Source organism: Streptomyces sp. M41, assembly GCF_043673425.1.
Taxonomy (GTDB): domain Bacteria; phylum Actinomycetota; class Actinomycetes; order Streptomycetales; family Streptomycetaceae; genus Streptomyces.
In genome coordinates this window covers 44,597-57,356 of the sequence record NZ_JBIMKE010000021.1, presented here as the reverse complement: position 1 = coordinate 57,356, position 12,760 = coordinate 44,597, and the positions used below count along the sequence as shown (strand labels likewise).

Sequence of the window (12,760 nt, the reverse complement as noted above, 5' to 3'; positions counted from 1 at the left end):
ACATCGGTCACCGCTCGAGATCCAGATTCGACCCACGTTCACGGAGGCCCGTGATGGGCACCATCGTCATGTCCGGGACTGTCGTCCTGGTGATTCTAGGATTCGGAAACCACATCTACTGGCTGGCCGCGGTCGCGGTGCTGTTCCTGTACCTGCGCTACGGCCGGGACTCCACCGCATCGAGCCGCGGAGCCGGGGGAGCCGGGGGAGGCCCGTCAGGGGGTGCCATGCCCGCGGACTACCGCGCCTACCGCGACCGCCGTGACATGCAGGCCAAGTGGGAGCGCCGCTACCGCCGCGAGCGCCCCCTGGAGGCCCGCCGTCAGGAACGCGAGAAGAGCAAGTGAGACCGGCCGGGCCACTGACCCCCGGCCTGTGACCGGGTGCCCCTGGTCACAGACCGGGGGCACCCCAGACGGGGAACCAGCGGCTCAGGTCCTGCTCGATCCGCAGGTCGCTCGCGAGGGCCGCCTTCACCCTCAGCTCCAGCGCGTTGTCCCGCTGCTCCGCGGTGCCGGTCAGCGGGGCGAACGGGTAGAAGGTGCCGCGCTTGTAGAGGTAGACGAGGGCGAGCCGGCTGCCCTCGTCGTCCTCGAACCCGGCGAGCGAGCACAGCAGCTGCGGTCCGAAGCCGTTGGCCTCCATCGCGGTGTTCACCGCGTGCAGATCGTTGACCAGCTCCGGGAGCTGCGCGGGGCCGCGCCGGGAGACCAGCCAGGAGTAGCCGTAGCCGTCCCGGGCAGGCTCCACCGGCCGGCCGTCGCGCCCGGCGTCCGCGTCCAGCAGCGCCTGCACCTCGTGGTGCGTCTGCTCGAAGGCCGCGCCCTCGACCGCCGCGAAGCACACCGCCCCGCTCCCGGTCGGCCGGAACCCTGCCGCCGCTTCCAGGGTGATCGCCGCCGAGGGCAGTCCGAACAGCTGGTCGAGATCGGGTGCGGCCGGTTTCGTACGGCCGAGCAGGATGTCCAGCAGTCCCATGCTCACGCCCCTCCCGGCGCCGCCGCCTCGCCCAGCTCGGTGGAGATCCGCCCCAGCTGGTCGAGCCGCTGTTCCAGGCTCGGGTGGGTCGACAACAGCCGCGAGATGCCCGGCGTCCGGCCGAGGGCGGGGGTGAAGTAGAAGGCGTTGAAGGCCTGTGCCGTGCGCAGGTCCTTGGTGGGGATCCGGGCGATGTCGCCGGAGACCTTGGTGAGCGCGGAGGCCAGCACCGAGGGCCGTCCGGTGAGCAGCGCCGCGGCCCGGTCGGCGGCCAGTTCCCGGTACCGCGACAGGGCCCTGATCAGCAGGAAGCTGATCGCGTACACGGCGGCCGACACACCCATCACCACGGCAAGGGCGACCGCGGTGTTCTGGTCCCGGCGCCCGCCGCCGAACAGCTGCGAGTAGAAGGCGAACCGCACGATCAGCCCCGCGATCACCCCAAGGAACGAGGCGACCGTGATCACGGCGACGTCCTTGTGCGCCACATGCGACAGCTCGTGCGCGAGGACGCCCTCCAGCTCGTCCGGCTCCAGCCGGCGCAGCAGTCCCGTGGTCACACAGACCACGGCGTGATCGGCATTGCGGCCGGTGGCGAACGCGTTCGGCATCTCCATGTCCGACACGGCGACCACGGGCTTCGGCATGTCGGCGAGGGCGCACAGCCGGTCGACCACGCCGTGCAGCTCGCGATACTCCGCCCGCTCCACCACCCGCCCGCGCATCGCGAACAGCGCGACCCGGTCGGAGAACCAGTACTGGGCGCCCAGCAGCGCGGCGGCGATCACCACGACCAGGATCCAGGACTTCAGCAGCACGATCAGCGCGGCCACGAAGCCCACGTACAACAACCCGAGCAGGAACAGCGTGACCGCCATACGGGCGGTCAACCGGCGATCACTGCGGAAGCGGCTCTGCATCTCACACCACCCCGGGCACTCAGGCACTCGTCCCACTGCCCAGTGTGCACCCGGGATGTCCGACCGTTCCCGCCCGCCCGGCGACGCCCGCCGCGGAGCCCCGCCTAGTGGGCCGCGCGGAAGTTGATCCAGCCCAGCAGCAGGATCACCCCGGCGACGCAGCCGAACACGACGACGGTGGACACCCAGCCGGAGCGGCGGTGCCGGCGCGCGACATGGTCGGGTTCACCGCGGAACGGAACCGGACCGGGCGGGTTGTCCTTCCAGCGCGCGGCGAGCATACGGGCCCGGGCCGAGGGCTCCTTGTGCTCGGCGCTGTCCGCCCATCTGAGGTCGAACTCGCGTTCCTGATCGTCGTGTTCGCGCTCCGGCATCCCGTCCACCCCCGTGTCGTCCCACCAGCAGAATAGAACATACGCCCGTGCTCGTGCCCCCTGCGCGGGCCGTCCGGCGTCAGCGGTGGAACCGGCTCCGGTACTCGGTCGGGGTGACAAAGGCCCTCGGCCACGCGCGCGGCGTGGCCGAGGGCCTCGGTTTCGTCAGAGCGAGCTTCGGCTCACACGTCGAAGTACAGCTCAAACTCGTGCGGGTGCGGACGCAGCTGGAGCGGAGCGATCTCGTTCGAGCGCTTGTAGTCGATCCACGTCTCGATCAGGTCCGGGGTGAAGACGTCGCCCTGGAGCAGGAACTCGTGGTCGGCCTCGAGACGGTCGAGGACGGCGCCGAGGGAGGTCGGGACCTGCGCGACGCCGGCGTGCTCCTCGGGAGCCAGCTCGTAGAGGTCCTTGTCGATCGGCTCGGCCGGCTCGATCTTGTTCTTGATGCCGTCCAGGCCCGCGAGCAGCAGCGCGGAGAAGGCCAGGTACGGGTTGCCCGAGGAGTCCGGCGCGCGGAACTCGACGCGCTTGGCCTTCGGGTTGGAACCGGTGATCGGGATACGCATCGCGGCGGAGCGGTTGCGCTGCGAGTACACCAGGTTGATCGGCGCCTCGAAGCCCGGCACCAGACGGTGGTAGGAGTTCACCGTCGGGTTGGTGAAGGCCAGCAGCGACGGGGCGTGCTTGAGGATGCCGCCGATGTAGTAGCGGGCCATGTCCGACAGGCCCGCGTAACCGGCCTCGTCGTAGAACAGCGGGGAGCCGTTGCTCCACAGCGACTGGTGGACGTGCATGCCCGAGCCGTTGTCACCGAAGATCGGCTTCGGCATGAAGGTCGCGGTCTTGCCGTTGCGCCAGGCGACGTTCTTCACGATGTACTTGAAGAGCTGGAGGTCGTCGGCGGCGGCGAGCAGCGTGTTGAACTTGTAGTTGATCTCGGCCTGGCCGGCGGTGCCCACCTCGTGGTGCTGGCGCTCGACCTTCAGGCCGGCGCGGTCCAGCTCCAGGGAGATCTCGGCACGCAGGTCGGCGAAGTGGTCGACCGGCGGGGTCGGGAAGTAACCGCCCTTGTAGCGGACCTTGTAACCACGGTTGTCCTCGAGGGCACCGGTGTTCCAGGCGCCCGCCTCGGAGTCGATGTGGTAGAAGGACTCGTTCTCGGACGTCTTGAAGCGCACGCTGTCGAAGACGTAGAACTCGGCCTCCGGACCGAAGAACGCGGTGTCCGCGATACCCGTGGAGGCAAGGTAGGCCTCGGCCTTCTTCGCCACGTTGCGCGGGTCACGGCTGTACTGCTCGCCGGTGATCGGGTCGTGGATGAAGAAGTTGATGTTGAGCGTCTTGTCACGGCGGAACGGGTCGACCCGGGCGGTCGACAGGTCCGCGCGCAGCGCCATGTCGGACTCGTGGATGGCCTGGAAACCACGGATCGACGATCCGTCGAAGGCGAGCTCCTCGTCCGCGTCGAACGCCTCGACGGGCACCGTGAAGTGCTGCATGACGCCCGGCAGGTCGCAGAACCGGACGTCGACGAACTTGACGTCCTCGTCCGCGATGAACTTCTTGGCCTCGTCGGCGTTCTGGAACATCCAGCTCCTCCTACTCCCGGACCGTCCTCGCCCGGGGTGGTAGTTCGTTCGTGCGGCCAGTGCGGTGGCACACGCTGCACTCGACCCTAGGGACGGGTGATTTCTCGGGCGTGACCCATTTGTTTCGCACACGTTAACCGGACATCCCGTACCTCACCCCACGTGTCCACATCGCAAAACGGGCACAGTACCGTGGTCGCGTGGACAAGAGGCAAGCAATCGGATCCTGGCTCTCCGGCCCCCGCGCGGCGGCCGAGGACGCAGGTGTCGACTTCGGATACAGGGGCCGGCAGCTCGGCCTGCCGGAGGAGGGGCCGGGCTCCATCGCCCGCCCGGGACGGCGGCTCGGTGCGATCGCCGTGGACTGGGGTCTGTGCATGTTGATCGCATACGGTCTCATCACCGACGACTACACCCAGACGACCGGCAACTGGGCCCTGCTCGTCTTCTTCCTGATGAGCGCCCTGACCGTCGGCACCGTCGGCTTCACTCCCGGTAAGCGCCTCTTCGGCCTCCGCGTGGTCACCCTGGCGACCGGCACCGTCAACCCGCTGCGCGCCCTGCTGCGCACGGCCCTGCTGTGCCTCGCCGTCCCGGCGCTGATCTGGGACCGCGACGGCCGCGGCCTGCACGACCGCCTCGCGGGCACCGTGGAAGTCCGCCTCTAGGGTCTGCCGTACGTCCGCCTCCAGGGTCTGTCGTACGACGAAGGGGGCGCTCGGTGTGAACCGGGCGCCCCCTTTCTCGTACGAGGAGACTTTCGCGCACCGAGGAGACTCAGCGGGCCCTGGGCCCGCCCTTCGGCAGCTTCATGCCCTTGGGCATCGGGCCCTTGGGCAGCGGCATGTTGCTCATCAGGTCGCCCATGGCCTTCAGCCGGTCGTTGGTGGCGGTCACCTGGGGGCCGGTCAGCACGCGGGGCAGCTTCAGCATGGTGGTCCGCAGCTTCTTCAGCTCGACCTGACCCTCACCGACACCGACGATCAGATCGTGCACCGGCACGTCCGCGACGATGCGGTTCATCTTCTTCTTCTCGGCGGCCAGCAGCGTCTTCACCCGGTTCGGGTTGCCCTCGGCGACCAGCACGATGCCGGCCTTGCCGACGGCCCGGTGGACCACGTCCTGGCTGCGGTTCATCGCCACCGCGGGGGTCGTGTTCCAGCCCCTGCCGATGTTGTCCAGCACGGCCGCGGCGGCGCCCGGCTGGCCCTCCATCTGCCCGAAGGCGGCCCGCTCGGCCCGGCGCCCGAACACGATCGCCGTCGCGAGGAAGGCGAGCAGGAGGCCCAGGATGCCGAGATAGATGGGGTGACCGATCAAGAAACCGATCGCGAGGAAGACACCGAAGGTGACGATTCCGACTGCCGCGAGTACAAGACCGATCTTCTTGTCGGCCTTGCGGGTCATCTTGTAGGTCAGAGCGATCTGCTTCAGTCGCCCGGGGTTCGCAGCGTCCGCTGCGGTTTCCTTCCTCGCCATGCCACGAAGTCTACGTGGCCCCACAAGTGCCGACGACGGCAGTGCCGTGGGAAGGCGGCGAGAGGTCAGGGGTGGACCGAGGTCGCCTGGTCCAGGACGCGCTGTGCCTCGACCCGGTCCTTGGCGCGACGGCGGTCCTCCAGCACGGACGTCCAGGCGTTGCGGCGGGCGGTGCGATGGCCGCTGCTCATCAGCAGCGACTCGACGGCACGCAGTGCAGTGGCGAACGACGGGATGGCGGTGGCGCGAACGGGCGCGGCCTGCATGGTGGAGGTCCCCCCTCGGGATGATGGCTCGGGTGGGTTGTGCACGGGGTGTACAACCAGGGTCACTGATTGGTGTTACCAGGGCGTGACCGACCGGTCAAACACCGATGAAACCTTGACGCCCGGCCCGAAATGCTTGACGCGGCCCTGACGGCCCCCCTATCTGCGGGGACGTCCAGGACCGCGTCGATCGACGACTGCCGAGGAGAAGTCGCTTGTGCGCAGGTTCACATGGTCATGGTGGCACTGCGTGCCATCAGACGGCCTGCGAGGCCACGTAGCCGAGCTGCTGCGGCGCGGCGACCTGACGCTGCTCCACGGCCATCTGGTAGAGCCGCCCGGCACGGTAGGAGGACCGCACCAGCGGGCCGGACATCACACCGGAGAAGCCGATCTGCTCGGCCTCGTCCTTGAGCTCCACGAACTCCTGCGGCTTGACCCAGCGCTCCACGGGGTGGTGGCGCACGCTCGGGCGCAGGTACTGCGTGATGGTGATGAGCTCGCAGCCGGCGTCGTGCAGCTGCCGGAGCGCCTCGCTGATCTCCTCGCGGGTCTCGCCCATGCCGAGGATCAGGTTGGACTTGGTGACCAGGCCGTAGTCGCGGGCCTCGGTGATGACCTTCAGGGAGCGCTCGTAGCGGAAGCCGGGGCGGATGCGCTTGAAGATCCGGGGCACCGTCTCGACGTTGTGCGCGAAGACCTCGGGGCGGGAGGCGAAGACCTCCTGGAGCAGCTCCGGGACGGCGTTGAAGTCGGGGGCCAGGAGCTCGACCTTGGTGCGGCCGGCCTCGCGCTCGGCGGTCTGCTGGTGGATCTGACGCACGGTCTCGGCGTACAGCCAGGCGCCGCCGTCGGGCAGGTCGTCGCGGGCGACGCCGGTGATGGTGGCGTAGTTCAGGTCCATGGTGACCACGGACTCGCCGACCCGGCGCGGCTCGTCGCGGTCGAGCGCCTCGGGCTTGCCGGTGTCGATCTGGCAGAAGTCGCAGCGCCGGGTGCACTGGTCGCCGCCGATGAGGAAGGTCGCCTCGCGGTCCTCCCAGCACTCATAGATGTTCGGGCAGCCGGCTTCCTGGCAGACCGTGTGCAGGCCCTCGCTCTTCACGAGGTTCTGCATCTTGGTGTACTCGGGACCCATTTTCGCCCGGGTCTTGATCCACTCGGGCTTGCGCTCGATGGGGGTCTGGCTGTTGCGGACCTCCAGGCGCAGCATCTTGCGTCCGTCGGGTGAGACTGCGGACACGACCGGCTCCCTAGCGATTGATTCTTCGGCGCCCTCAAGGGTACGCCCGTGGATTTGAATGCCTGCGTGGGTGTCAGCCCCTCCATGGGCCCGTTTATGCCGCCGGCTGCTTCTCGATCTCCCGTGGCCTGAGGTCCGCGTTCTGAAGTACGTCCCGCAGGTGCCGCTCGACGACCGGCAGCACCTCCTCGATCGTGACGTCACGACCGAGCTCGGCCGCGAGCGAGGCGACGCCCGCGTCCCGGATGCCGCACGGGATGATCTTGTCGAACCACTTGTTGTCGGGGTTCACGTTCAGGGCGAAGCCATGCATCGTCACGCCCTTGGCGACCCGGATCCCGATCGCCGCGATCTTGCGGTCCTCGCGCCGCTGGCCGGCGTTGGAGGGGGCGTACTCGGGGCCGTTCAGACGCGGGTCGAACTCCTCGTCCTGGAGGCGGGGGTCGAAGTCCAGCGAGAGACCGCCGGGCGCCGGACGCCGCTCCACGGGGTCGCCGAGGACCCATACGCCGCTGCGGCCCTCGACCCGGGTGGTCTCCAGGCCGAACTCCGCGCAGGTGCGGATCAGGGCGTCCTCCAGTCGCCGTACATGGGCCACGACGTCCACGGGGCGCGGCAGCTTCTGGATCGGGTAGCCGACCAGCTGACCCGGGCCGTGCCAGGTGATCTTGCCGCCGCGGTCCACGTCCACGACCGGCGTGCCGTCCAGAGGCCGCTCGCTGTCCGCCGTGCGCCGGCCCGCCGTGTAGACCGGGGGGTGTTCGAGCAGCAGGACCGTGTCGGGGATCTCGTCCGCGAACCGTGCCGCGTGCACCCGGCGCTGCTCGTCCCACGCCTCCTGGTACTCGACGGCGTCCCCGCCGAATCCCATGCGCACGAACCGCAACTCACCCACGGCAAGCCTCCCTGGAAGCCCTAGAAGGTCGTAAGGCACGAAGCGTGCCCACGCCACTGTACGACCGCCTCGTTCGGGTGACGCCTTCCGGCCTCGCGTCAGCCCAGTAGGGCAATCCTCACACGATCGGATGAATGGGCGGCGTAATGTGCGATCGGCTGCTTACTCTCCGCTACATTCGCGCCGTTCGAGAGGCCAAAAGGGCTGCTCAACGGCAATCCGGGCACTCAGCGGCCACAACGGCCCCGCGAGGCCCGAAAGGCAGGAGACCGCACCGCAGATGACGGAACGACCCGCGCAGCGCACTCCCAACCGCCAGCTCGCCGCGCTCATCGCAGAAGCGGGATTCTCCAACGCGGGTCTCGCCCGCCGGGTGGACCAGCTCGGCCTCGAACACGGGCTTGATCTGAGATACGACAAGACATCGGTCACCCGCTGGCTGCGCGGACAGCAGCCGCGCGGCACCACCCCGGCCCTGATCGCCGAGGTCTTCACGCGCCGGCTCGGCCGCCGGCTCACCGCCCAGGACCTCGGCCTCGACGCCTGCGCGCCGGTGTACGCCGGGCTGGAGTTCGCCGCGACCCCGGAGGAGGCCGTCGACATCGTCAGCGGCCTGTGGCGCAAGGACTCCGGCAGCCATGCCGAGCTGCGCAAGATCGCCTTCACCCCGGCCGGACTCGTCGTGCCCAGCCGGGACTGGCTGATCGGCCGGGCCGACGAGAAGGTCGCCCGGGGTGAGCCGGTCGCCCGCATCCCGGCCCAGGGCCGGTCCGCGCCCGGCAAGTTCCCGTCCGTGCTCGAACAGGTGGCCGCCGTGGACCGCCGACGCGGCCAGGCCGAGCGCGGGCCCGGCCAGAAGGTCACCGGCGGGGACATCGCGGCGCTGCGCTCCGTCGGCGAGCTGTTCCGCTCCCTCGACGACATGTACGGCGGCGGCCACGCCCGCCAGGCCCTCGTGCGCTACCTGGAGCACGAGTGCGAGCCGATGCTGCGCGGCACCTACGGCGAGCAGACCGGCCGCAAGCTGTTCGCCGCAGCCGCCGACCTGACCAGGCTCGCGGGCTGGACCTCGTACGACATCGCAGCCCACGGGCTCGCCCAGCGGTACTTCGTACAGGCGCTGCGCCTGGCGCAGGCGGCCGGGGACCGGCCGTACGGCTCCTACGTCCTGGTCACGATGAGCCGCCAGGCCGTCTATCTGGCGCACGGCCGCGAGGCCGTCCAGCTGGCGCGGGTGGCCCAGCAGGGGGTGGGCACCAGCGCCCCGCCGGTCGTGCAGGCCCTGCTGCACGCGTGCGAGGCGCGCGGGCACGGCGTACTGGGCGAGGTACGCGCCTGTACGGCCTCCCTCGTGCGGGCCGAACGCGCCCTCGAAGCCGCCCGGCCCGGCGACGACGTCCCGTACTGGGCGCGCTTCTTCGACGAGGCGCAGCTCGCCGACGAGTTCGGCCACTGCCACCGCGACCTCCAGCAGTTCCGCGCGGCGGCCCAGCACGCCGAGCGCTCTCTGCAACTGCGCGCCCCCGCGTACGCCCGCAGCCGCCTCTTCTGCCGGGTCGTCCTCGCCTCCGCCCGCCTCGGCCTCGGCGAGCTGGACCAGGCATGCGCACTCGGTGCGGAGGCCGCCGGACAGGCCTCGGAGATGCGGTCCGTACGGGCGATCGAGTACGTCAAGGACTTCGAGCGGCGGCTGGAGCCGTACCGGGACGCGGCTCCGGTGCGGGGGTATCGCGACAAGGTGGCGGCGCTGGGGTAGTGCGAGGGGGCGTGGCGCCGTGGCTGCGGTGGGTTGCCCGCCCCTTCGCGCTCGGTTCGTGGCGTCGCCGACGTGGTTGTACCGCGGCCCGCGGGCGCGTGGCTGAACCCGCGGCCCGCGGGGCGTCCGTCTCAGGCTGCCGCCCGCAGGGGCTCCGCGCGGTGCAGTGAGCCCGCCGCGCCCAGGTCCGTCAGGATCGCCGCGGCGGCCCGGTGGGCCGAGTGGAGGGCGCCCTGGACCGTGCTGGTGTCGCGGTGGTCGCCGCACACGTACAGGCCCGCCATCAGCCGCACCGGGCGGCGCAGGTCGTGCGGCGGGCGCATCGCGGGGACGGCCTGCGGCGTGTGGTGCACGGCGAGGGTCTCCCAGCGGGCCGTGGACGTGCCGTAGAGGCGGGCCAGGTGCATCCGGACGGCCGTGTCGATGTCGGGCGGCGGTGTTCCCAGCACCGTCGACGACACCAGCGTCCGGCCCGCCGGCGCCCGGCTCGGGTCGACCTCGCTGAGCACCGCCGTATGGGAGACCGGACCGCCCCGGTCGGCCTCGAGCAGCAGCGAGGCGCCGGTGGACGGCGGTTCGTCGGTGGTGTGGTGGACGACCGTCACCGGGTGGAAGTCCGGCACGCGCAGGCCCGGCAGCAGTTCGGCCGCGGTGCGGGCGTCGGTCGCCAGCAGCACCGCCCGGCAGCGGATCTCACCGTGCTCCGCGGTGGTCACCGATGTCGTCGCGACCGACGTGACCCGCACCCCGGTGCGCACGGTGCCCGGCGGCAGCGCGCGTGCCAGCTGCTCGGGGAGCGCCTCGGCGCCTCCCTCGGGCACACACAGCCGGCCGCTCACGAAGGCCCGCAGGGCGAGATCCGCACATCGGCTGGACGTCGTCAGCTCCGGGTCGCACAGCAGGGCGGCGAGCAGCGGTCGCAGGAAGCCGTCGATCGTGCGCGCCGGGATGCCCCGCGCCGCCAGGGCCTGCGCGGCCGGCAACTCGGGGCGGGCCAGCAGCCGTTCGACGGGCGCGGAGCCGAGGCGGGCGAGGGCGGCGCCGAGCCGGGCCTGATCGACGGCGGTACCGAGCGGGGCGCTCGGGCGCACCCGGGGCAGGGACGTCGGCCCCTGAGAGCCGCGCACCGACGAGCCCCGAGGGGCGCTCGCCAGGGCGCGCACCGCATGGAGTGCGCCCCTTGCGCGCCGTGCGCTCCCCGGAGGGGCGAATGCGCCCGCGCGATGCCGGCGGCCGTCGCTGTGCAGCAGTACGCCCGGCGCGAAGGGGCGCAGCGCGAACGCGTCGAGCCCGGCTGTCGGACGTAGTTCCGGATACGAGGTCGACAGGAGCTGGCCGATCCGGTCGAGCCGGAACCCGTCGATCTTCTCGGTCGACATCCGGCCGCCCGCGTACGGGGCGGCCTCCAGGACCGCGGTCGTTACTCCTGCGCTGGTCAGCCGATGCGCCGCGGAGAGTCCGGCGACCCCGGCTCCCACGATGACGACGTCCGCCTGGTACGTGGGCTCAAGCACGTGCCCCTCCTCGAGGTTGCGCGGCCGGTGGAGACGTCATGCCCCCAACTGGCTCCGGGGATACCCGAGTTCGGGTCGAGGTTAGGGCCGTGATCGGTCAGGAACAGTCGCGCATGGACAGAGCACGGTCGCACAGCGGTCGCATACGGGCACTCACCGGCCGCCCATACGGGCACTCACCGGTCTGCCCATACGGGCACTCGCTGGTCTGCCTGTACGGGCACTCACTGGGCCGCCCGGATCGCGCTCTCGATCTCCGGGAAGGCGAAGGTGAACCCGGACTCCAACAGCCGTGCGGGCAGGACGCGTTGGCTGCCCAGCACGTCACCGGCCAGCTCGCCGAGCACGGACCGCAGCACGGGCGCCGGAACCGCGAAGAGCGTCGGCCGGCGCAGCACCCGCCCCATCGCCTCGGTGATCTCATGGTTCGTCAGCGGTGTGGGGGCGGTCACATTGAACGGGCCCGACAGATCGTCCCGCTCGATGAGATGCCGGATCGCGGCCACCTCGTCGTGCAGCGAGACGAACGACCAGTACTGCCGACCGTCCCCCAGCCGCCCGCCGAGCCCCGCCCGGAACAGCGGGAACAGCCGCCCCCAGGCGCCCCCGTGGCGGGCCACCACCAGCCCCGTGCGCGGGAACACCGTCCGGACGCCGGCCTCCCGAGCGGGCGCCGCGGCACCCTCCCACTCCACCACCAGCGAGGGCAGGAAGCCCTCACCGGGCGGGGCGCTCTCGTCGACGGCACGCTCCCCGGTGTCGCCGTAGAAGCCGATCGCGCTGCCGTTCACAAAGACCCGCGGCGGCTTGTCGAGGGCGGCCATCGCCTCCGCGAGCGCCGCCGTGCCCAGCACCCGGCCCTTCCTCAGCTTCGCCTTGTACGCCTCGGTCCAGCGCCGCGAGCCCACGTTCGCCCCGGCCAGATTGACCACGGCGTCGCACCCCTCGAGCCCCGCCGCGTCCACGTACGACCCCTCCGGGTCCCAGCGCACCTCGTCGCCGGACCGGGGCTCCCGGCGCACCAGGCGCACCACCTCGTGCCCGTCGGCGACCAGGGAGCGGACCAGTGCGCCGCCGATGAGACCGGATGCGCCGGCCACCGCGATCCTCGAAGGTTGCATGCCCTCATCCTGCCTCCGCCGGGCGAAAATCCAGGCTGGATTCCCGTACCTCGGTCATAGGGTGACGCCCATGTCAGTACCGCACCAGCCGCCGCGCATACGTACCGCCCTGCCGGACGACGAGGAGGAGCTGTCCCACCTCGACCGGGCCACCTGGTCGCCGCTGCACGCGGTGATGCCCGAGCCGCAGCCGCCGTACGGGCCCTTCTTCGACGAGCGTCACGTCCCCGACGACTATCTGGTCGCCGAGCTCGACCGGCGCATCGTGGGCTACATCCGGCTCGCCCTCGCCACCCCGCTCGCCTGCAACGCACATGTCCGGCAGATCCAGGGCCTCGCCGTCTGCGACGAGGCGCGCGGGCGGGGCGTGGGGCGCGCCCTGATCCGCGCGGCCGTCGAGGAGGCCCGCCGCAGGGGCGCCCGCCGGCTCACCCTGCGCGTGCTCGGGCACAACACCCCGGCCCGCAAGCTGTACGAGGCCGAGGGCTTCGTGGTGGAGGGCGTACTGCCCGAGGAGTTCTTCCTGGACGGGGCCTATGTGGACGACGTGCTCATGGGGCGGAGCGTCTGAGGGGCGGAGCAGCTGACGGTCGAGCATCTGAAGGCCGAGCATCTGAAGGCC

Annotated in this window: 14 protein-coding genes; 4 read left to right on the top strand and 10 right to left on the bottom strand. The window is 70.9% G+C overall.

The window, feature by feature from the left end:
* The first annotated feature begins 53 nt into the window (after positions 1–53).
* On the top strand, positions 54–347 hold the full coding sequence (locus tag ACHBTE_RS24045) for a hypothetical protein (RefSeq protein WP_394726126.1): 294 nt from the start codon (positions 54–56) through the stop codon (positions 345–347).
* Between the two features lie 46 nt (positions 348–393).
* Here the strand turns inward: ACHBTE_RS24045 and ACHBTE_RS24040 are convergent, their stop codons facing one another.
* The 4 genes from ACHBTE_RS24040 to glnA all read right to left on the bottom strand — a co-directional run bounded on the left by ACHBTE_RS24040 (position 394) and on the right by glnA (position 3,864).
* Positions 394–978, bottom strand: coding sequence for a hypothetical protein (locus tag ACHBTE_RS24040; RefSeq protein ID WP_394726125.1), 585 nt, complete (start codon positions 976–978; stop codon positions 394–396).
* Positions 979–980: 2 nt separating this feature from the next.
* Positions 981–1,898, bottom strand: a complete 918-nt coding sequence (gene htpX / locus ACHBTE_RS24035) for a zinc metalloprotease HtpX (RefSeq protein WP_394726124.1) — start codon at positions 1,896–1,898, stop codon at positions 981–983.
* 104 nt (positions 1,899–2,002) lie between these two features.
* Entirely contained in the window at positions 2,003–2,272 is a 270-nt protein-coding gene (locus tag ACHBTE_RS24030; RefSeq protein ID WP_394726123.1) for a hypothetical protein, read from the bottom strand.
* Between the two features lie 182 nt (positions 2,273–2,454).
* The gene (glnA, locus tag ACHBTE_RS24025; protein ID WP_394726122.1) at positions 2,455–3,864 is read right to left on the bottom strand and encodes a type I glutamate--ammonia ligase; all 1,410 of its coding nucleotides are present in this window, start codon (positions 3,862–3,864) and stop codon (positions 2,455–2,457) included.
* Between the two features lie 200 nt (positions 3,865–4,064).
* Between glnA and ACHBTE_RS24020 the strand changes: the two genes are divergently transcribed.
* The gene (locus tag ACHBTE_RS24020; protein ID WP_394726121.1) at positions 4,065–4,532 is read left to right on the top strand and encodes an RDD family protein; all 468 of its coding nucleotides are present in this window, start codon (positions 4,065–4,067) and stop codon (positions 4,530–4,532) included.
* Between the two features lie 109 nt (positions 4,533–4,641).
* On the opposite strand, the gene ACHBTE_RS24015 is transcribed toward ACHBTE_RS24020, so the two are convergent.
* The 4 genes from ACHBTE_RS24015 to lipB form a co-directional block, all read right to left on the bottom strand.
* The gene (locus ACHBTE_RS24015; protein ID WP_394726120.1) at positions 4,642–5,343 is read right to left on the bottom strand and encodes a DUF4191 domain-containing protein; all 702 of its coding nucleotides are present in this window, start codon (positions 5,341–5,343) and stop codon (positions 4,642–4,644) included.
* A gap of 65 nt (positions 5,344–5,408) precedes the next feature.
* Positions 5,409–5,609, bottom strand: a complete 201-nt coding sequence (locus tag ACHBTE_RS24010; RefSeq protein ID WP_394726119.1) for a hypothetical protein — start codon at positions 5,607–5,609, stop codon at positions 5,409–5,411.
* Between the two features lie 256 nt (positions 5,610–5,865).
* A complete protein-coding gene (gene lipA / locus ACHBTE_RS24005; protein WP_394726118.1) occupies positions 5,866–6,852 on the bottom strand; it encodes a lipoyl synthase in 987 nt (328 codons plus the stop codon).
* Between the two features lie 94 nt (positions 6,853–6,946).
* Positions 6,947–7,747, bottom strand: coding sequence for a lipoyl(octanoyl) transferase LipB (lipB, locus tag ACHBTE_RS24000; RefSeq protein ID WP_394726117.1), 801 nt, complete (start codon positions 7,745–7,747; stop codon positions 6,947–6,949).
* A gap of 280 nt (positions 7,748–8,027) precedes the next feature.
* Here lipB and ACHBTE_RS23995 point away from each other — a divergent pair, with 280 nt between their 5' ends.
* Positions 8,028–9,503, top strand: a complete 1,476-nt coding sequence (locus ACHBTE_RS23995) for a regulator (protein WP_394726116.1) — start codon at positions 8,028–8,030, stop codon at positions 9,501–9,503.
* A gap of 131 nt (positions 9,504–9,634) precedes the next feature.
* On the opposite strand, the gene ACHBTE_RS23990 is transcribed toward ACHBTE_RS23995, so the two are convergent.
* Both ACHBTE_RS23990 and ACHBTE_RS23985 read right to left on the bottom strand, forming a co-directional pair.
* Positions 9,635–11,017: an NAD(P)/FAD-dependent oxidoreductase gene (locus ACHBTE_RS23990; protein WP_394726115.1), complete on the bottom strand. Its 1,383-nt coding sequence runs from the start codon at positions 11,015–11,017 to the stop codon at positions 9,635–9,637.
* Between the two features lie 224 nt (positions 11,018–11,241).
* Positions 11,242–12,138 carry a TIGR01777 family oxidoreductase gene (locus ACHBTE_RS23985; protein ID WP_394726114.1) on the bottom strand — a complete coding sequence of 299 codons (897 nt, stop codon included), beginning with the start codon at positions 12,136–12,138 and terminating at the stop codon, positions 11,242–11,244.
* A gap of 70 nt (positions 12,139–12,208) precedes the next feature.
* Between ACHBTE_RS23985 and ACHBTE_RS23980 the strand changes: the two genes are divergently transcribed.
* Positions 12,209–12,709 carry a GNAT family N-acetyltransferase gene (locus ACHBTE_RS23980; protein WP_394726113.1) on the top strand — a complete coding sequence of 167 codons (501 nt, stop codon included), beginning with the start codon at positions 12,209–12,211 and terminating at the stop codon, positions 12,707–12,709.
* The last annotated feature ends 51 nt before the right edge of the window (positions 12,710–12,760 follow it).